Below are 18957 nucleotides of genomic sequence, written 5' to 3' on the forward strand. Positions count from 1 at the left end.
TTCCAAATTTATACTTTTTCAATTGGCGCAAATTCTGCGAGCAATCGTTTGACTCCAGTTGGGCTTGGGAATGCAATATCAAGTTCCATTCCGCTACCTTCGCCTTTGACACTTACGACTGTTCCTACGCCCCATTTCTTATGACTAGCTTTATCGCCGACTGTCCAACCGAGTGTTTCCGCTCCAGAAGATTTATAGGCAGTAGTTGCTTTTTGCGGCATGCGCGGTTTGGCATACGGTTTATCAGCTGTTAATTTATTTGCATTACCTAATTCTAGTAAGTCACGAGGAATTTCCCCAATAAAGCGAGATTCTTGGTTGGATGATGGACGACCATAAAGCATCCGGGAATACGCGCTCGTTAGGAAAAGTTCTTCTTCTGCACGAGTGATACCAACGTAAGCAAGGCGGCGTTCTTCTTCCATTTCTTCTTCTTCATAAATGGCTCTAGAATGTGGGAAAATTCCTTCTTCCATCCCAACTAAAAAGACAACTGGGAATTCTAGCCCTTTGGCAGAGTGAAGCGTCATCAGTGTCACCGCACCGTTTTGTTCTTCATTATCTTCTTCTAACTTATCGACGTCAGCAACCAGTGCTAAATCCGTTAAAAATGCGAGTAATGTTTTATCGTCATTTTCTTTTTCAAAGTTTTGTGTAACTGATAAAAACTCATCGATATTTTCTAAGCGAGTTTGAGCTTCAATAGTTCGTTCGTTTTTCAGCATTGCTCGGTAACCTGTTTTTTCGAGAATTTCTTCTACAAGTTCAGTTACAGATAGGAAATCTTGCATTTGGGTGAATCCGCGAACCAAATCATGGAAAGCAACTAAATCTTTGCTTATTTTAGCAGAAATCCCGGCTAATTCAATGCGATTAAGTACTTCAAACAAACTTAAATCGTAAGCTGCGGCAACATTGTTTAGTTTTTCTAATGTGCCTGGTCCAACTCCGCGTTTTGGTACGTTGATGATACGTGTCAGACTAATATCATCTTCATTATTACTAATAAGTCGTAAATAAGCCAAAATGTCTTTAATTTCTTTTCTGTCATAGAATTTCGTACCACCGACCATTGTGTAAGCCATATTTGACTTCATGAAATATTCTTCCATTACACGGGACTGGGCATTGGTTCTATAAAGAATCGCAAAATCAGAAAGAGGACGATTCGAATTATTTACTTCTTCTTGAATTTTCATAACGACGTAAGCCGCTTCTTCTTTCTCAGTTAACGCCTTGTGGTAAAAAATCTTCTTCCCTTCCGCATTACTAGTCCAAAGATTTTTTGGTTTACGATTGCCGTTATTTTCGATTACACGGTTCGCCGCTTCTAAAATACGTTTGGTCGAACGGTAATTCTCTTCTAGCAAAATGGTTTTGGCGCTCGGGTAATCTTTTTCGAAAGACATAATATTACTAATATCTGCCCCGCGCCAGCCGTAGATTGATTGGTCAGAGTCACCAACGACACATAAATTCTTAAATCTAGAGGCAAGTAGTTTTACAAGTAAGTACTGCGCGTGGTTGGTATCTTGGTACTCATCCACGTGAATGTATTGAAACTTGCGCTGATAGTATTCTAAAACATCTGGAACACGCTCAAATAATTGAATCGTCACCATAATTAAATCATCAAAATCGAGCGCTTGATTTTTCTTCAGTTTCTTTTCATATTTTTCATAGACTTCGCCGACCATTTTATCGTAGAAACCACTTGCTTCTTTTATATATTCGCTTGCAGTTATAAGTTCGTTTTTTGCATTGCTAATAGAAGCCAAAATACCTCGTGGCTCAAACTTCTTAGGGTCGACATTTTTTTCTTTTAAAATGCCTTTAATAACCGATAATTGGTCACTTCCATCTAAAATAGTAAAATTGCGTTCGTAGCCAATCCGGTCTATATCACGACGTAAAATTCTTACGCACATGGAGTGAAAAGTGGAAATCCAAATTGATTCCGCTTCTCCGCCCATTAAATTACCAATCCGGGATTTCATTTCACGCGCTGCTTTATTAGTAAACGTAATCGCTAAAATATTATAAGGATTTACGCCACGTTCTCTTACTAAATAAGCTATGCGATGGGTTAAAACACGTGTTTTACCACTCCCTGCACCAGCCATAATTAATAAAGGTCCTTCTGTACTTTCTACTGCTTTTCGTTGTTCTGGGTTTAATCCGTCAACTAATTCTTTTGCATTCAATTGCATTCTCCTATACACCACCATACAAACATTTGTTCTTATTTTATCATACTACACTTTATAATCAAACCGTTTTCTTCCTAAAAATAGTTGCGGTTTCTAGTGCTTTTTCTAAATCCTCATAAATAATATTGCCCACAATAATCGTATCCGCGTACTTCGCCATTTCAGCAGCTTGTTCTTTGGAACGGATTCCGCCACCATACCAAAACTCGGTGTCGCTTAAAACTTCACTTACTTTTCTTACTGCTTCTGGATCGCCGTACATCCCGCTATATTCGACATAAAAAATCGGCAGACGAAATATATTCTCTGCTAATCGCGCATAAGCAATAATATCTTCATTCGTTAAGTCTGTTTTCGCTTCTGTTAACTGGGCAACTTTTGCGTCTTTATTTAAAATAACATAACCTTCTGATGTGATTCGCTTCCAAGGAATAAAATCCCCTAGTTCCTTGATTAACTCTTTGTGTAAACCGTGCGTCCATTTACTATTTTCCGTATTTAATACAACAGGAATTAAAAAATGTTCTGCTTCCGGTAAAATCATGGATTCATCGCTTACTTCAAGGAAAATCGGCAAATCTGTTTCAGCTAATAATTCATACAGATTTTCGACTGCTTCTATTTCTAAATTATCTGTCCCACCAATGATAAATCCATCGGTTCCAGAATGAATGAGCTTTGTGACACTATTACGAGGTAAATTCTTTGCTGGGTCTAACTTGAATAAATGCTTCATATGCTCCTCCAATTCTCTATAATGGGATATCTTATTATAGCATTAGTTACATTTCATCGCACCCTTACAATAGGAAATTTTAACTTTTTTTAAGCTTTTTTTACGACTTCTTGTTGGGATAGCTTTTATTTTATGGTATGATGAGGAAAATTTGATTTTATTATGACTTCTAGAGTATTGACATAGAAAAAAGGAAATGGGGATATTATGCAAGAAAACAGAGAAGAATGGGGCTCAAAAGTCGGATTTATTTTAGCATCCGCTGGGTCCGCAATAGGAATTGGCGCGATTTGGAAATTGCCTTATGTGGCTGCAACTGCAGGAGGTGGCGCATTTTTCTTATTGTTTTTAGTTTTAACCTTACTTGTAGTCATGCCACTTTTGATTGCTGAGTTTGTTATTGGACGAGGTTCTGGTGGGGATGCGGTTCAAGCTTATAAAACGCTCGCACCTGGAACGAAATGGAACTTAATTGGAAAATTAGGCGTAGTTGGCGCAAGTATTTTATTTTCATTTTATAGTGTCGTTGGCGGTTGGATTATTACTTATTTAATTAAAACGCTCGCTGGTGGAATTGCCGGTGAAAACCAAGCGACTTTACTCCATGATTTTCAAGTGACGACAGCCAACCCATGGATTTCGGTTGGTGCGACAATTTTCTTTATTTTACTCAATGTGATCGTTATTAGCCGCGGAGTTGTCAGCGGAATTGAAAAAATGAGCAAGTTTATGATGCCCGCGCTTTTCATCTTATTTATAGTGTTAATTATCAGGTCCTTGACACTACCTGGTGCAATGGAAGGTGTCGCATTTTTCTTACGACCAGATTTTAGTCATTTTACTGCTCAAACAGTCCTTATTACACTTGGTCAGGCCTTCTTTTCACTCAGTGTGGGGATTTCAGTGATGGTTACGTATAGTTCTTATTTGAACAAATCGACTAGTTTACCGCAGTCAGCGATTTCAGTTTCGCTTATGAATGTGTTTGTTTCGTTACTTGCTGGGTTAGCTATTTTTCCAGCGGCATTTTCGTTTAACATTACGCCAGATGCAGGTCCGGGGTTATTGTTTGTTATTTTACCCTCGATATTTAATCAAATGCCGTTTGGTATGTTGTTCTTTATTATTTTCTTAATTTTATTCTTATTCGCCGCGCTAACGTCTAGCTTCTCCATGCTTGAAGCAACAGTTGCTCCGCTGATGAATGCGGGCGTTAATCGTAAAAAGGCGAGTCTCTGGATGGGGCTTGTGATTGTTTTAATGGCGATTCCAAGTGCACTTAGTTTCGGCGTTTGGAGCGATGTTCAGATTTTTGGACTAAGTATTTTTGATGCTGCCGATTATCTTGTGTCGAATATTATCTTGCCAGTTGGTGCTTTATTTATCGCTATTTTTGTTGGTTACCGATTACCTCGTGAATTACTTTTAAAAGAATTTACATCAAGCAGCCATTTTGGCAAAAAGGTTTTTATTATTTGGCTCTTTCTCATTAAATATATTGCACCAATTGCGATTATTTTTGTCTTTCTCTCAGCGACCGGTTTAATTGATTTTCTGTTTTAACAAAAAAAGCAATCCGCTAATTTCTTAGCGAGATTGCTTTTATTATATTGCCATCAGTACAATACTTGTCACACAAATCAGGATTCCACTTAGGCCAATCGCCGTTCCAATTGCTCGTTTTTCTCTAACATTAGCAAGCGTCGTGAAAATAAAACAAATAATAAAGACCCAGTGCCACAGTAAAGAAAAATCAAGCCCAGTTCCAGTGGAAATCATATTAATCACAAAATAAATAACTGCAAGAGCAAGAATAGAGATGATTACAATCTGATAGGTTTTACTATTAAACTTTTTCAATATTAATCCCTACCAATCTTATTCTGGCTTTGTCATTCTTGAAAATACGACATCGTACATATCATTGCCATAATGAAGTGAACGTTTTACACGTGAAATTGTTGCTGTACTTGCACCTGTCTCAGATTCAATCACATTATACGTTTTTCCATCATGAAGCATTTTTGCTACTTGGAAACGTTGAGCCATGGATTGTATTTCGTTCACAGTACAAACATCATCAAAAAAAGCATAACATTCTTCTAAATTCTCGAGCGTTAAAATCCCTTGGAAGAATTCATCCAATCCTTGTCCACGCAACTTCTCTATTTGCATATCTTTACCTCCAAATAATCTCATATATCCTACTTTCATATTTTAACGTACCAACGCGTAAAACACAAACGTTTCTCTTTACGAAATAAACAAAAAAAGTACTATCCAAGCAATTTGCTTAAAGATAGTACTTTTTATTATTCTGCCTTTGTTCCAATATCCATTCGGTAAAAGAAATTTGGATTATCTAGTTTTTGCATTTCTGGATACAGTAAAGTCCGGGCATCACTCATGGTTTCAGCTTCTTTTGCTAGTAATAAAACGCGGCCGCCACTTGAGACAAATTCCCCGTTTTCATTTTGTTTTGTTCCCGCATGATAAATGGCGACATCCTCTCTAATATCATTTAAGCCAGTGAGTTTATTTCCTTTTTCATAATGTTCTGGGTAACCGGCACTTGCTAAAACGACACCGAGCGTAATTCCTTCTTTTTTAAAGCGAACTTCTGGTTTTTCGTTGTTGAGTAAAGCTGCTATAAGTGCTGCAAAATCACTTTCTAAACGAGGCAATACGACTTGTGTTTCCGGATCACCAAATCGCGCGTTAAATTCAATTACTTTTGGCCCATCTGTCGTTAAAATAAGACCTGCATAAAGAATTCCGCGGAAGTAGCGATCTTCTTGCACCATTCCTTTTGCAGCGGGGCGAAGGATTTTTTCAACAGCTTCATTCACTACATCTTCTGAAATATGTGGTACTGGTGAATAAGCACCCATGCCACCAGTATTAGGTCCTTTATCGCCTTCATAAGCACGTTTATGATCTTGTGCAATCGCCATTGGATACACTTCTTCCCCGTTTACAAAAGCCATCAAGGAAAACTCTTCGCCAGCTAAAAAGTCCTCTATAACGACTTTGAGAGATGCGTCACCGAATTTTTCTTCTAACATCATATCTTTTAACGCAAGGACAGCTTCTTCCATCTCTAAAGCTACTGTGACACCTTTTCCAGCGGCTAGTCCGTCTGCTTTAATAACGATTGGTACACCGCGTTCATCCAAATATGCTTTAGCTTCCGCATAATCAGTGAAAGTTCTTGAGGCAGCAGTGGGAATGGCATATTTCTCCATAAATTGCTTGGCGAAGTCTTTACTACCTTCAATTAAAGCCGCATTTGCTTTTGGTCCGAAAGCTTTGATTCCCGCTTCTTCAAACGCATCTACCACCCCTTCTAAAAGAGGTACTTCAGGTCCAACGATGACAAAGGAAACGTCTGCTTTCTTGGCAAAATCAACCAAACCAGCTTTATCTGTTTCGGAAATAGCAACTAATTGAATATCATCTAAACGCATTCCGTCATTTCCGGGAGCGCAATATACTTTTTCGACATTGTTTGATTCTAGTAATTTTTTACTAATAGCATGTTCTCGACCGCCGCTACCAACTACTAATAAATTCATTTAATGACACGTCCTTTTTATGAGGATTAATGTTTGAAATGGCGTACATGAGTTAGAACCATGGAAATTCCATATTTATCAGCCATTGCAATTGATTCTTTATCTTTGATCGATCCACCAGGTTGTATAATCGCCGTAATGCCTGCTTTTGCGGCAGCTTCAACTGTATCATCCATCGGGAAAAAGGCATCGGAAGCAAGTACAGCACCTTTCGCTTTTTCACCAGCTTGTTCTATCGCAATCAATGCTGAGCCGATTCGATTCATTTGACCAGCGCCAATTCCAAGCGTTTGTTTGTCTGAGCCAACAACAATCGCGTTTGATTTGACATGTTTGACAATTTTCCACTGAGCAAGTAAAGCTTTCATTTCTGAGTCGGTTGGTTGTTTTTCTGTCACTACTTCATAACTTGTTGTATCTTCTACAAGAGAGTCGTTCGCTTGGATAAGAAGTCCACCGTTAACAGATGTTTTCTCAAAACCTTCCACATTACCCGCAAATGGAACTGTTAACAAACGAATATTTTTCTTTTTCGCTAAAATCGCAAAAGCTGCTTCGGAAAAACTTGGTGCAATAATGATTTCTAAGAAAATTTTACTCATATGTTCTGCCGTTTTCGCATCAACTTCTTTATTTAAAGCAACAATTCCACCAAAAATAGATATTTCATCTGCTTCGTAGGCTTTTAAATAAGCTTCTTCAATAGTTTCACCAACGCCAACTCCGCATGGATTCATGTGTTTTACTGCAACTGCCACTGGTTCTTTGAATTCACTAGCAATTTTAAGTGCTGCATCTGCATCGCGAATGTTGTTATAAGATAACTCTTTACCGTGCAACTGTTTCGCAGCACTAATCGAGTTTTCAACCGCACGTGGTTCTGTATAAAAAGCTGCATCTTGGTGAGGATTTTCACCGTAACGCAAAACTTGTTTTCGATTGTAAGTTAATGTTACTTTTTCTGGGAAAGTTTCACCGGTAACATCCGTTAAGTACTCTGCAATTAAAGCATCATAAGCTGCTGTGTGCCGAAATACTTTAGCAGCAAGACGTTGGCGCGTTTCAAAAGTAGTTGCGCCGTGTTCTTGTAGTTCTGTAAGTACTGTATCGTAGTCCGCTGTATCAACCACAACAGTTACCGCCGCATAATTTTTCGCAGCAGAGCGTAACATTGAAGGTCCGCCAATATCAATGTTTTCAATCGCTTCTTCTAAAGTAACACCAGGTTTTTGAATCGTTTCTTGGAAAGGATACAAATTAACAATGACTAAATCAATTGGCTTAATATCATGTGCAGCAATTGCTTCCATATGTTCCGCCGTATCACGTCTTGCAAGCAAACCACCATGAATAGCTGGATGAAGCGTTTTTACTCGGCCATCAAGCATTTCTGGAAATTCGGTAACTGCTTCAATTCCCGTAACCGGTACGCCAGCTTGTTCAAATGCTGCTTTTGTTCCACCAGTTGAAATAATTTCTACACCAAGTTCTACTAATTTTTCTGCAAATGGCACGATGCCGTTTTTATCTGATACACTTATAAGCGCTCTTTTCATGATAATTAATCGTTCCCTCCATTTTGAATTAATCCTCGAATCACTTTTGGATAAAAAATATGTTCTACTTGATGAATTTTTTCAGCTAAACTATCTGCTGTTTCTGTTTTAGCTACCACTACTTTGACCTGGTCAATCATTGGTCCTGTATCCATCCCGGCATCCACAAAATGAGCTGTAACACCGGTTTCTGATACTTTCGCTTCGATAGCTTGACCAATCGCATCTTTCCCTTTGAATGCAGGTAATAACGACGGATGCAAGTTAACAATTTGCTCAGGGAATTCCGCAAGTAACGTAGGCCCTATCAAGCGCATATAACCCGCAAGCACTAATAAATCAATTTCCAAACCGCGCAGTTCTAATAAAATTTCGGTTTCAAAAGCCTCTTTATCCGGATAATTTTTCACATCAAACAGGAAAACCGGAATATTTTGCTTGTTTGCGCGTTCTACAACATAGGCATTTGGTTTATCACAGACAAGTAGCTTCACATGAGGCTTAATAAGCTCATCATCTACTAAAGCTTGAAAATTCGAGCCATTACCAGAAGCAAAAATAGCTATATTCATCCTTTTGCGCCTCCGAAAATAACGGCATCATCAGAACGCGTTGTTACTTCTCCAATAACATAAGCCGCTTCCCCGTTTTGAACGAGTACTTCTAATGTTTTTTCGACATCCTCTTTCGCAACTGCCAAAACCATTCCGATACCCATATTGAAAATCTCATACATTTCAAGTTCGCTCAATTGACCGTATTTTTTCATTAAGTCAAAAATTGGAAGAACCGGCCACGAACCAAGCTCCACTTTAACAGCTAAATCATTTGTTAACATTCGTGGTAAATTCTCTACAAATCCGCCACCTGTCACATGAGTAATACCGCGAACATCCACTGCTTTTAAAACTTCTAAAACTGGCTTCACATAAATACGTGTCGGCTTAAGTAACTCTTCCACAAGTGGCACATCTAGTTCCGTGAACGCTTCATTTAACTTAAAGTCATTGTCTTTAAAGAAAATTTTTCGGACTAGTGAGTAACCATTACTATGAATTCCGCTCGATGGAATACCAATGAGAGTATCTCCGGCTTTGACTGCACCTTCTGTAATCAGTTTCTTTTTCTCGACAGCTCCGACAGTAAAACCTGCTAAATCATAATCATCTGCCCCGTACATATCGGGCATTTCAGCAGTTTCCCCGCCAATTAAAGCAGCACCAGCTTGTTCACAACCATCAGCTACCCCTTTAACAATTTGTTCCATTTTAACAGGATCTGTCTTCCCTGTTGCGATATAATCTAAGAAAAATAATGGCTCGGCACCTTGAGCTAAAATGTCATTCACGCACATTGCCACGCAGTCAATCCCAATCGTATCATGCTTATCTGCTTCAATAGCCAAAAGCAATTTTGTTCCAACACCATCTGTACCAGAAACAAGAACGGGTTCTTTTAAATTCAAACTACTTAAGTCAAACATTCCGCCAAAAGAACCAAGGGCACCCATTGCGCCCATCCGCTCTGTTCTAGCTACATGCTTTTTGATGCGCTCGACTACTTGATAGCCAGCATCTACGTCCACGCCTGCTTTACTATATGCATTCTCTGCCATTCGATTTGTCACTCCTCATTATTTTTCTGCTTCTAAGCTCGCTAAATATTCTGCTTCATAATCGTATAAAGGGGTCGGATAATCCCCGTTAAAATAAGCCATACAAAGTCCCCCATAAGGTTCGTTCGGATAAGGTCTACCAATGGAATCTACTAAACCTTCTTCACTCAAATACTCTAAAGAATCTGCGCCAATAATACGGCAAATTTCATCAACAGAATAATTAGAAGCAATCAATTCATTTCGTGTTTGAATATCAATTCCATAAAAACAAGGATAAGCAAGTGGTGGAGAAGCAATTCTCACATGAACTTCCGCCGCGCCCGCTTCACGTAAAAGCTGGACAATGCGTTTACTTGTCGTCCCGCGAACGATGGAATCATCAATCATGACAACTCGTTTACCTTCCACAACTCCTCGCACCGCAGAAAGCTTCATTCTAACCCCTTGTTCCCTAAGTTCTTGCGATGGCTGAATAAAAGTTCTTGCCACATATCTATTTTTGATGAGACCAAGTTCGTACGGCAGTCCGGCTTCTTCTGCATACCCAATCGCCGCAGAAATACTTGAATCCGGCACACCTGTTACTACATCCGCATCAATAAATGCTTCTTTTGCAAGTCTTTTCCCAGAACGCTTTCTAGCTGAGTGAACATTAATTCCAGCAATATTAGAGTCCGGACGAGCAAAATAAATATATTCCATACTACAAATCGAATGCGTCACATTTTCCGTAAATTTTTCAATCCGCAGTCCGTCATTATTAATAATAATCAGTTCACCTGGCTCCACATCACGGACAAATTCAGCGCCAACCGTTTCAAAAGCACAAGTTTCAGAAGCAACTACATAAGAATCGCCAATTCGACCAATCGAAAGCGGCCTAAAGCCATTTGGGTCAAGCGCGGCGTACATTGTATCTTCTGTAAGCAGCATATATGCAAAGCCACCTTTGACCTTGTTTAAAGCTACTTTTAAATCTTCTACAAAATCACCAGTATGGCTGCGTTTAATTAAATGCGCTAATACTTCCGTGTCCGAACTTGTTTGAAAGATAGCTCCTTCTTCTTCTAATTCGCGGCGTAAAGTCTTCGCATTCACTAAATTCCCATTATGCGCAAGTGCAAGAGAAGAACTGTGAAAATGAAATAAAAATGGTTGTACATTTCCTAAGTTTTTTTGACCAGCTGTCGCATAGCGAACGTGGCCAATTGCTGCCTTACCTTTTAAATCGTCTAGTTCACCGTGCTTAAATACATCTGCTAAAAGCCCTAGATTCCGATGCCCTTTTAACGTTTCTCCGTCTGTTGAAACAATTCCGGCACCTTCTTGACCGCGATGTTGTAAACTATGCAACCCATAGTAAGTGATTTCCGCTGCATTAGGATGATCCCAAATACCAAAAATACCACATTCTTCATTAAGTCCTTTTACTTCAGCAAGCATGGAATAGCCCCTTCCCAAATAGATCGTAAATCAGATGTACTCGCAGTTACTAGCTCTTCTTTATGTTTCACGCGAATCGTTTCATCTGCCGTTACTACACCAAGTCGATATACTTTTTTCAGTTCCATTAATTTAGCAAAAGCTGCTTCATTTTCTGGTTTTACAGATACTAAGAAACGTGATTGTGATTCACTGAATAGTTGATTCAACTCAAATGGTACTTCTACATCCGCACCAAGCCCTGCTTTAAATGTCGCTTCCGCAAGGGCAACACCAAATCCGCCTTCTGCCAAATCGTGACTGGAAGCAACTAGACCTTCCTGAATCGCTGTTAGAAGTAATTGTTGGTATTTTTTCTCTGTCGCTAAATCTAATTCTGGCGCACGTCCGCTAATTTTCCCTTGTTGTAATTTCTGTAATTCTGAGCCACTATATTCAGCTTTTGTTTCACCAATTAAGAAAATCACATCGCCACTATTTTTAAAATCTTGTGTCGTAATGTGTGCCAAATCCTCTACTAAACCAACCATCCCAATCACCGGCGTTGGATAAATCCCCGTACCATCTGTTTCATTATAAAGCGAAACATTTCCCGAAATGACTGGCGTATCAAGCTCTAGACAAGCTGCACTAATGCCATCAGCAGCTTTTTCAATTTCCCAAAAAATTTCAGGTTTTTCAGGATTACCAAAATTAAGTCCATCTGTAATCGCGAGTGGCTTCCCGCCAGAACAAACGATATTGCGCGCCGCTTCCGCAACCGCTATCGCTCCGCCTACTTCTGGGTCAAGATACAAATAGCGCGAGTTACAGTCAGTTGTCATCGCAATCGCCTTCTCGGTTCCACGCACACGAACAATCGCCGCATCTGATCCGGGCACAACTGCTGTGTCTGTGCGCACTTGATAATCATATTGTTCATAAATATGTCGCTTACTAGCAATTGTTGGCTGAGCAAGTAACTCTTTCCAAACACCAATCACATCATCAATAACCGGCACAAATGCATCCTCTTCTTGGAAAGCTTGATAACGAGCTGGTTCTTTCGAAGGTTTATGATAAACTGGCGCATCTTCTGCAAGCGCATCTACAGGAACATTCGCAACCACTTCACCGTGATGAATAATTTTATACATTTTATCGTCCGTTACTTTTCCAATGACAACTGCTTCTAAACCATATCGCTCAAATAAAGCTTGGATTTCTTCTACATGACCTTTTTTCACACATAGAAGCATCCGTTCTTGAGATTCAGAAAGCAACATTTCGTATGGCGTCATATGTAGTTCACGTTGCGGCACATCATCCATAATTAATTCTAGCCCAGCACCCGCTTTTGAGGCCATTTCAGAACTTGAACTTACGAGACCAGCAGCTCCCATATCTTGAATTCCCACTAAAATATCCGAATGATCACGAATCACATCTAAACAAGCTTCAAGCAACAATTTCTCCATAAAAGGATCGCCCACCTGTACAGCAGAACGTTGTTGTTCGCCTTCTTCACTAAACTCTACAGATGCAAAAGTGGCACCGTGAATGCCGTCACGACCAGTTTTAGCGCCAACATACATCACCGGGTTGCCAATTCCTTTTGCTTGCCCTTTTTGAATATCTTTTGCTTCAATTAATCCAACACACATCGCATTTACTAATGGATTTTTTGTGTAACAAGGATCAAATTGGATTTCGCCGCCAACAGTTGGAATCCCAATCGAATTACCATATCCAGCAATCCCAGCAACAACTTCACTAACTAAGTACTTCGCATGTGGAGTATCTAGCTCACCAAAACGAAGCGAGTTCAGCATTGCAATCGGTCTAGCTCCCATCGAGAAAACATCACGAATAATTCCGCCGACACCAGTTGCAGCTCCTTGGTACGGCTCCACGTATGATGGATGATTATGACTTTCGACTTTAAAAGCAACACCTAAACCATCGCCAATATCAACAATCCCAGCACCTTCACCCGGTCCTTGCAAAACTTGTTTTCCTTCTGTAGGAAATTTCCGAAGTACTGGTTTAGAATTTTTATAGCTACAATGTTCTGACCACATAACAGAGAAAAGACCTGTTTCAGTATAATTAGGCTCGCGTCCAAGAATGGAACAAACAAGCTCATATTCACTATCCGTTAAACCCATTTCTTGATAAATCTTTTGTTCTTTAATTTCTTTTGTCGTTGGCTCCATGTTAGGCATTTACTTGTTCCTCCTTCCAAGCTTTTACAACGGACTCGAAAAGTCTTAAACCATCAGTGCCGCCAATAATATCTTCCACCGCGCGTTCAGGATGTGGCATCATTCCAAGCACATTCCCGCGTTCATTAACGATACCAGCAATATCTGCACGACTTCCATTTGGGTTCACGCTATCATATGTAAACACAATTTGATTATTGTCTTTTAATTTTAAAAGTGTTTCATCATCACAGTAATAATTACCTTCCCCGTGAGCAACTGGAACTTGAATAATTTCGCCTTCTTCATAAAGTCCAGTAAACATTGTATCGGCATTCGCCACACGAAGCGGCACCGTCTTACAAATAAAATGTAAATTATTGTTTCTAATTAAAGCTCCTGGTAGTAAACCAATTTCTGTTAAAATTTGAAATCCGTTACACACACCAAGCACTGGTTTTCCCATTTCAGCAAAGCGTAAAACTTCTGGCATAATACTTGAAAATTTCGCAATCGCACCAGTTCGCAAGTAATCTCCATAAGAAAATCCACCTGGAAGTAATACCGCATCAAAACCTGCAAGACTTGTTTCCGCATGCCAAACATATTCCGCCTCCTCACCAAGAGAATCGCGAATCGCATGTAGCATATCAAGGTCACAATTTGAACCTGGGAACTGAATGACAGCAAATTTCATCGTTTAAGCCTCCTCAATTTCATATCGGTAATCTTCCATCACCGGATTTGTTAACAGTTTGTCGCACATTTCATTCAACACTTCATGAATATCTCTATCTGACTTCGCTACTTTTAATTCCATAAATTTACCAATACGGACATCTTCTACTTCTTCGTAACCCATGCTTTTCGCTGCGTCTTTTACTGCAACCCCTTGTGGATCTAATACGCTTTTCTTTAAAGTGACATAAACTTTGACATTATACATTTTGTGGCCTCCTAGTTTTGAACTTGCTTTAATCTATTCAATACTTCTGTATACACATCTGTTAAATTGCCAATATTCCGACGAAAGACATCCTTATCGAGCTTTTGATTTGTTTCCTTATCCCAAAGTCTGCAAGTATCTGGTGAAATTTCATCCGCCAGCAAAATATTTCCCGCTGCATCACGACCAAATTCTAATTTAAAATCAATGAGAGTAATATTCATTTGATTGAATAATTCTTGTAGCACCTTATTAATCGAACGAGCAGCCTGACGAATCGCGTCCATTTCATTTGTTGTCGCAATGTCTAAATAAAGCACATGATCATCATTAATAAACGGATCATCTAAGGCATCATCTTTATAATAAAATTCCACAATCGCATTTGGAATTTCCTCGCCTTCTTCTTTACCAAGACGTTTCGCAAGACTACCAGCCATCACATTACGAACAACAACTTCAAGTGGAATAATCGAAACTTCTTTAACAAGTTGTTCCGTTTCTGAAATCGCCCGAATAAAGTGACTCGAAATCCCTTCTTTTGCTAGATAAGAAAAAATAAGTGATGTAATCTGATTATTAAGTTCGCCTTTACCAGTAAAAGATTCTTTTCGAACACCATTTAGAGCAGTCGCATCATCCTTATATGCAACACGCAAGACCCCAGCCTCATCTGTTTTAAAAAGTCGTTTTGCTTTTCCTTCATACAACAGTTCATTAGTCACGATAATTTATCTCCTTATAAATTACTTAACCTCTTTGAAAAAACATATATCAAAGAGGTTAGGTTGTATTCTGTCCGTAATTATAATCCTAAGCGATCAAAAATTAAGTCGACATTCTTCAGGTGATAGTTGTAATCAAAGCAGTCTGCAATTTCTTCTGCAGATAGATTTTCAGTAATGGTTGCATCTTGTTCTACTAATTCACGGAATGGTACTTGTTTTTCCCAAGCTTCCATTGCTCTTGGTTGTACGACATCATAGGCTACTTCTCGAGCTAAGCCTTTATCAATCAGCGCAAGTAGAACACGTTGCGAATAAATTAATCCTAGAGTTCTATCCATATTACGTTTCATATTTTCTGGGAATACCGTCAAGTTTTTCACAATATTACCAAAACGATTTAAAATATAATCTAATAAAATAGTAGAATCTGGTAAAATAATTCGTTCCGCTGAACTATGAGAAATATCACGTTCATGCCAAAGTGGTACATTTTCATAAGCAGTAACCATATGTCCACGAATAACGCGAGCTAACCCTGTTACATTTTCAGAACCAATTGGATTACGTTTATGCGGCATTGCGGATGAACCTTTTTGCCCTTTTGCAAAGAATTCTTCTACTTCGCGTACTTCACTTTTTTGTAGTGCACGTACTTCAACAGCAAATTTTTCGACAGAAGTGGCAATTAAAGCAAGCGTTGCAAGATATTCTGCATGACGATCACGTTGCAATGTTTGCGTTGAAATCGGCGCTGGAGTAGTTCCTAATTTTTCACAAACATATGCTTCCACAAAAGGATCAATGTTAGCATAAGTCCCAACAGCTCCAGAAATCTTTCCGAACTCTACACCATCAGCAGCAAAGTTAAAACGTTCTAAATTACGTTTCATTTCCTCGTACCATAGAGCAAGTTTTAAACCAAAAGTAGTTGGCTCCGCGTGAACACCGTGCGTACGACCCATCGTTACTGTATATTTATGTTCTTTCGCTTTTTCGCCAATAATCGCAATGAAATTCTCCAAGTCTTTTCTTAAAATTTCATTTGCTTGTTTTAGTAAGTAAGAATTGGCTGTATCTACTACATCTGTTGAAGTTAAGCCATAATGCACCCATTTACGTTCCTCACCAAGAGACTCAGATACCGAACGAGTAAATGCTACTACATCATGTCTAGTTTCTAATTCGATTTCATGAATACGGTCGACATCAAACTTAGCATTCGCACGAATTTTCTTTACATCTTCTTTTGGAATATCACCAAGCTCTGCCCACGCTTCACAAGCCAAAATTTCTACTTCTAACCAAGCTTGATAACGATTTTGTTCTGTCCAAATATTGCCCATTTCTTTACGAGTATAACGTTCTAACATCCTTTTTAATTCCTCCAGTTACTTCCAAATTTGCGTTTCTTCTATATCACTCAATACCGCTTTTGGTTCATCAGTCAAGATAGTTATATGACCCATTTTGCGATTGATTTTAGCTTCTTTTTTACCATAATAATGCACAAACCAATGTGGGTAATCTATCATTTGTTCATTCACTGCATCCACATGTTGTCCTAAAATATTGACCATTAACGCTGGTTTCAATAGCTCAGGTTTTACTAGCGGCAAGCCAACTATCGCACGAATATGCTGTGTGAACTGAGAAATCGAACAAGCCTCAATCGTAAAATGTCCTGAATTATGAGGTCTTGGAGCAAGTTCATTTACATAAATCGCCCCAGAACTAGTCACAAACATTTCTACAGCTAAAACACCACATAATTGAAGTACATCGGCTAATTTTTTGGCAATTTCTTCCGCTTCTTCATAGACATCCGCTGCCACTTTGGCCGGCGCAATAGTCGTATGCAAAATATTGTTTACATGAACATTTTCAGCTACTGGGAATGTTTCCACTTGTCCATTTAAGTTACGAGCAACAATGACAGAAATCTCTTTTTCAAAAGGAATCCAAGCTTCTAACACACAAGAACCGTAACGCAACAATTGTGCTGCATCCTCAATATCACTTGCACTGTGAATAACAACTTGTCCCTTTCCATCATATCCGCCTTGCGCTGTTTTTAAGACAGCCGGATAACCAATACTTCTTATCTCACTTTCGATTTCTTCTTTATCAACAATTACAGCATATGGCGCAATATTAATGTTAGCAGATTCTAAATACGCCTTTTCTAAAATTCTGTCTTGCGTAATCGAAAGTAATTCCGATCCTTGTGGGACAGATACTAAGTTTTGTGTCATTTTAAGCGCATCGTAGTCAATGTTTTCAAATTCATATGTCACAACATCTGCTTTTTCCGAAAGTTCACGTAAAGCTACTTTGTCATCATAATCAGCTACGATTTGTTCATCGCTTACTTGAGCAGCTGGACAATCTGCTGTAGGATCTAAAACAATAATTCGGTAACCCATTGCTTTTGCAGCTATCGCTAGCATACGTCCTAATTGTCCACCACCGATGATACCAATTGTACTATTTGTCAGTAAAAATTTTTTATCCAAGAGAATCACTACTTTCTAGAACTGTTTCTTCTAGTGTAGCACGTCTTTTTTGTAATCTGTTAGTAATTGCATCGTTTGTAATAGATAAAATTTGCGCTGCTAAAAGACCCGCATTGACTGCTCCACTTTCACCGATTGCAACAGTAGCAACAGGAACGCCACCAGGCATTTGTACAATGGATAATAGAGAATCCATTCCGCTTAACGCTTTTGACTTAATTGGCACACCAATAACAGGCAAAGTTGTTTTAGCAGCAACCATACCTGGCAAATGCGCCGCTCCTCCAGCGCCCGCAATAATAATTTTCAAACCACGTTCCCGCGCTTGTTCTGCATATTGAAACATTAAATCTGGTGTACGATGAGCAGAAACGACTTTTTTTTCATAAGCAATTTCAAGTTCATCCAATACATCACATGCTTTTTTCATTGTATCCCAATCTGAGGTACTCCCCATAATGACACCAATTTCCGCAGGCATTACGTGATCAACTCCTTCTTAATTTCATAATCTCTTTCGACTCCTTCATTCTAACAATAGCTATCATAAAAGTCAACGAAAAATCGAACATTTAATTGTTACGTTTTCTTAACGTTCGTGTTTTACTGTTTTTTATTACTAATAGTGGTATTATGTAGCTCATTTCACTAAATAAATAAAAAAAGAAGCTACCATGCTTGGTAAGCTTCTTCCTATTTTCTAACTTGTTTTATCCAAAAACCGCCATGAATTTGTTTTGGCTCAGATGAAACAATAAATGCTCCATTATCAATTTCAATAATTTGTTTATATAGTTTTCGTTCATTCTTTCTTTGAGTCAAAATTTCAAGCATCATACGCTCTCCATCACGCCCACTCGCAAGCCAGCTAGTCACCCCGTAGCCTAAATCACGAATTTGATTCGGCAAATCTAAATTATATTCTTTCGTAATAACATTTACAGTGATATAACCTAAAGCAATTCGCTCTTCAATTTTCATTCCAACAATAATACCCACGCCAAAACCTACTGCATAAGCTAAAACATTCGCTATGTTATTTAAATTATCTAATACCAAACTTAGTGCAACAACATAAATAATCATCTCAAATACACTCGAAAGTGCAGCTAAATAACGATATCCTTTCATCGTAAGTAGCAACCTTACCGTATAAATGGTCACATACAAAATATTTACAACAAAGATTGTAGCTACTATAAATATACCATTATCCACTAAAAAACACCCCTCCACCTAAAAAACTCCATTAAAAATTCTATTTAAGGGTCTTTTACTAATATAACATCCAATAAGATAGCTGACAAAGGAAACACTTCAACAAAAAAAGCCCTAAATAATTAGGACTTTTAATATTGCCCGGCAGCGACCTACTCTCGCAGGGGGAAGCCCCCAACTACCATTGGCGCAGAGAAGCTTAACTACCGTGTTCGGGATGGGAACGGGTGT

The 18957-nt window shown here is 38.8% G+C and carries 18 protein-coding genes and 1 rRNA gene; 1 reads left to right on the top strand and 18 read right to left on the bottom strand.

The features are described from left to right. Positions 1 to 8: 8 nt before the first annotated feature. Together pcrA and pcrB are read right to left on the bottom strand one after the other, a co-directional pair. The gene (pcrA, locus tag AC4PG8_RS13660; RefSeq protein ID WP_492170461.1) at positions 9 to 2204 is read right to left on the bottom strand and encodes a DNA helicase PcrA; all 2196 of its coding nucleotides are present in this window, start codon (positions 2202 to 2204) and stop codon (positions 9 to 11) included. Positions 2205 to 2268: 64 nt separating this feature from the next. Then, positions 2269 to 2946, bottom strand: a complete 678-nt coding sequence (gene pcrB / locus AC4PG8_RS13665; RefSeq protein WP_492170459.1) for a heptaprenylglyceryl phosphate synthase — start codon at positions 2944 to 2946, stop codon at positions 2269 to 2271. Between the two features lie 207 nt (positions 2947 to 3153). Here pcrB and AC4PG8_RS13670 point away from each other — a divergent pair, with 207 nt between their 5' ends. After that, positions 3154 to 4509, top strand: coding sequence for a sodium-dependent transporter (locus tag AC4PG8_RS13670; RefSeq protein WP_045554477.1), 1356 nt, complete (start codon positions 3154 to 3156; stop codon positions 4507 to 4509). Positions 4510 to 4551: 42 nt separating this feature from the next. Here the strand turns inward: AC4PG8_RS13670 and AC4PG8_RS13675 are convergent, their stop codons facing one another. The 16 genes from AC4PG8_RS13675 to rrf all read right to left on the bottom strand — a co-directional run. Continuing rightward, the gene (locus tag AC4PG8_RS13675) at positions 4552 to 4806 is read right to left on the bottom strand and encodes a hypothetical protein (protein WP_003722240.1); all 255 of its coding nucleotides are present in this window, start codon (positions 4804 to 4806) and stop codon (positions 4552 to 4554) included. An 18-nt stretch (positions 4807 to 4824) separates the two neighbouring features. Beyond that, complete coding sequence (locus tag AC4PG8_RS13680; protein ID WP_003720075.1) at positions 4825 to 5121, bottom strand: YerC/YecD family TrpR-related protein; 297 nt, start codon at positions 5119 to 5121, stop codon at positions 4825 to 4827. 137 nt (positions 5122 to 5258) lie between these two features. Then, positions 5259 to 6521, bottom strand: a complete 1263-nt coding sequence (gene purD / locus AC4PG8_RS13685; RefSeq protein WP_492170460.1) for a phosphoribosylamine--glycine ligase — start codon at positions 6519 to 6521, stop codon at positions 5259 to 5261. A 26-nt stretch (positions 6522 to 6547) separates the two neighbouring features. Then, complete coding sequence (gene purH / locus AC4PG8_RS13690) at positions 6548 to 8077, bottom strand: bifunctional phosphoribosylaminoimidazolecarboxamide formyltransferase/IMP cyclohydrolase (RefSeq protein WP_185541342.1); 1530 nt, start codon at positions 8075 to 8077, stop codon at positions 6548 to 6550. A 5-nt stretch (positions 8078 to 8082) separates the two neighbouring features. After that, positions 8083 to 8649 carry a phosphoribosylglycinamide formyltransferase gene (gene purN / locus AC4PG8_RS13695; RefSeq protein ID WP_003762851.1) on the bottom strand — a complete coding sequence of 189 codons (567 nt, stop codon included), beginning with the start codon at positions 8647 to 8649 and terminating at the stop codon, positions 8083 to 8085. Next, on the bottom strand, positions 8646 to 9692 hold the full coding sequence (purM, locus tag AC4PG8_RS13700; RefSeq protein ID WP_185541344.1) for a phosphoribosylformylglycinamidine cyclo-ligase: 1047 nt from the start codon (positions 9690 to 9692) through the stop codon (positions 8646 to 8648). The genes purN and purM overlap by 4 nt, the downstream gene beginning before the upstream one ends. A gap of 18 nt (positions 9693 to 9710) precedes the next feature. Continuing rightward, positions 9711 to 11138, bottom strand: a complete 1428-nt coding sequence (gene purF / locus AC4PG8_RS13705) for an amidophosphoribosyltransferase (protein WP_003762854.1) — start codon at positions 11136 to 11138, stop codon at positions 9711 to 9713. Beyond that, the gene (purL, locus tag AC4PG8_RS13710; protein WP_185541346.1) at positions 11123 to 13342 is read right to left on the bottom strand and encodes a phosphoribosylformylglycinamidine synthase subunit PurL; all 2220 of its coding nucleotides are present in this window, start codon (positions 13340 to 13342) and stop codon (positions 11123 to 11125) included. The genes purF and purL overlap by 16 nt, the downstream gene beginning before the upstream one ends. Next, positions 13335 to 14018 (bottom strand): phosphoribosylformylglycinamidine synthase subunit PurQ, encoded by a 684-nt coding sequence (gene purQ, locus AC4PG8_RS13715; protein WP_010991003.1) that lies wholly within the window; start codon positions 14016 to 14018, stop codon positions 13335 to 13337. The genes purL and purQ overlap by 8 nt, the downstream gene beginning before the upstream one ends. Positions 14019 to 14021: 3 nt before the next feature. Then, entirely contained in the window at positions 14022 to 14267 is a 246-nt protein-coding gene (gene purS, locus AC4PG8_RS13720; RefSeq protein WP_003722248.1) for a phosphoribosylformylglycinamidine synthase subunit PurS, read from the bottom strand. Positions 14268 to 14278: 11 nt separating this feature from the next. Beyond that, positions 14279 to 14992 (bottom strand): phosphoribosylaminoimidazolesuccinocarboxamide synthase, encoded by a 714-nt coding sequence (purC, locus tag AC4PG8_RS13725; RefSeq protein WP_070751853.1) that lies wholly within the window; start codon positions 14990 to 14992, stop codon positions 14279 to 14281. Positions 14993 to 15072: 80 nt separating this feature from the next. Further along, positions 15073 to 16365 carry an adenylosuccinate lyase gene (gene purB, locus AC4PG8_RS13730; protein ID WP_185541348.1) on the bottom strand — a complete coding sequence of 431 codons (1293 nt, stop codon included), beginning with the start codon at positions 16363 to 16365 and terminating at the stop codon, positions 15073 to 15075. 18 nt (positions 16366 to 16383) lie between these two features. Beyond that, complete coding sequence (gene purK, locus AC4PG8_RS13735; RefSeq protein WP_010991006.1) at positions 16384 to 17508, bottom strand: 5-(carboxyamino)imidazole ribonucleotide synthase; 1125 nt, start codon at positions 17506 to 17508, stop codon at positions 16384 to 16386. Continuing rightward, entirely contained in the window at positions 17501 to 17989 is a 489-nt protein-coding gene (gene purE, locus AC4PG8_RS13740) for a 5-(carboxyamino)imidazole ribonucleotide mutase (protein ID WP_003762860.1), read from the bottom strand. Before purE ends, purK begins: the two co-directional genes overlap by 8 nt. A 212-nt stretch (positions 17990 to 18201) precedes the next feature. Beyond that, a complete protein-coding gene (locus AC4PG8_RS13745) occupies positions 18202 to 18726 on the bottom strand; it encodes a DUF2179 domain-containing protein (RefSeq protein ID WP_003762861.1) in 525 nt (174 codons plus the stop codon). Between the two features lie 139 nt (positions 18727 to 18865). Next, positions 18866 to 18957, bottom strand: a 5S ribosomal RNA gene (rrf, locus tag AC4PG8_RS13750); the annotation flags it as partial.

This window comes from Listeria sp. MAN/IMW/UF555, from assembly GCF_058684075.1.

Excerpts from the sequence above, each read along its gene's own strand:
- AC4PG8_RS13670 (WP_045554477.1), top strand. The coding sequence starts at position 3,154 with ATGCAAGAAAACAGAGAAGAATGGGGCTCAAAAGTCGGATTTATTTTA.
- purS (WP_003722248.1), bottom strand. The coding sequence starts at position 14,267 with ATGTATAATGTCAAAGTTTATGTCACTTTAAAGAAAAGCGTATTAGAT.
- purM (WP_185541344.1), bottom strand. The coding sequence starts at position 9,692 with ATGGCAGAGAATGCATATAGTAAAGCAGGCGTGGACGTAGATGCTGGC.
- purH (WP_185541342.1), bottom strand. The coding sequence starts at position 8,077 with ATGAAAAGAGCGCTTATAAGTGTATCAGATAAAAACGGCATCGTGCCA.
- purF (WP_003762854.1), bottom strand. The coding sequence starts at position 11,138 with ATGCTTGCTGAAGTAAAAGGACTTAATGAAGAATGTGGTATTTTTGGT.
- purQ (WP_010991003.1), bottom strand. The coding sequence starts at position 14,018 with ATGAAATTTGCTGTCATTCAGTTCCCAGGTTCAAATTGTGACCTTGAT.
- purB (WP_185541348.1), bottom strand. The coding sequence starts at position 16,365 with ATGTTAGAACGTTATACTCGTAAAGAAATGGGCAATATTTGGACAGAA.
- pcrB (WP_492170459.1), bottom strand. The coding sequence starts at position 2,946 with ATGAAGCATTTATTCAAGTTAGACCCAGCAAAGAATTTACCTCGTAAT.
- purD (WP_492170460.1), bottom strand. The coding sequence starts at position 6,521 with ATGAATTTATTAGTAGTTGGTAGCGGCGGTCGAGAACATGCTATTAGT.
- purL (WP_185541346.1), bottom strand. The coding sequence starts at position 13,342 with ATGCCTAACATGGAGCCAACGACAAAAGAAATTAAAGAACAAAAGATT.
- AC4PG8_RS13680 (WP_003720075.1), bottom strand. The coding sequence starts at position 5,121 with ATGCAAATAGAGAAGTTGCGTGGACAAGGATTGGATGAATTCTTCCAA.
- purN (WP_003762851.1), bottom strand. The coding sequence starts at position 8,649 with ATGAATATAGCTATTTTTGCTTCTGGTAATGGCTCGAATTTTCAAGCT.
- purE (WP_003762860.1), bottom strand. The coding sequence starts at position 17,989 with ATGCCTGCGGAAATTGGTGTCATTATGGGGAGTACCTCAGATTGGGAT.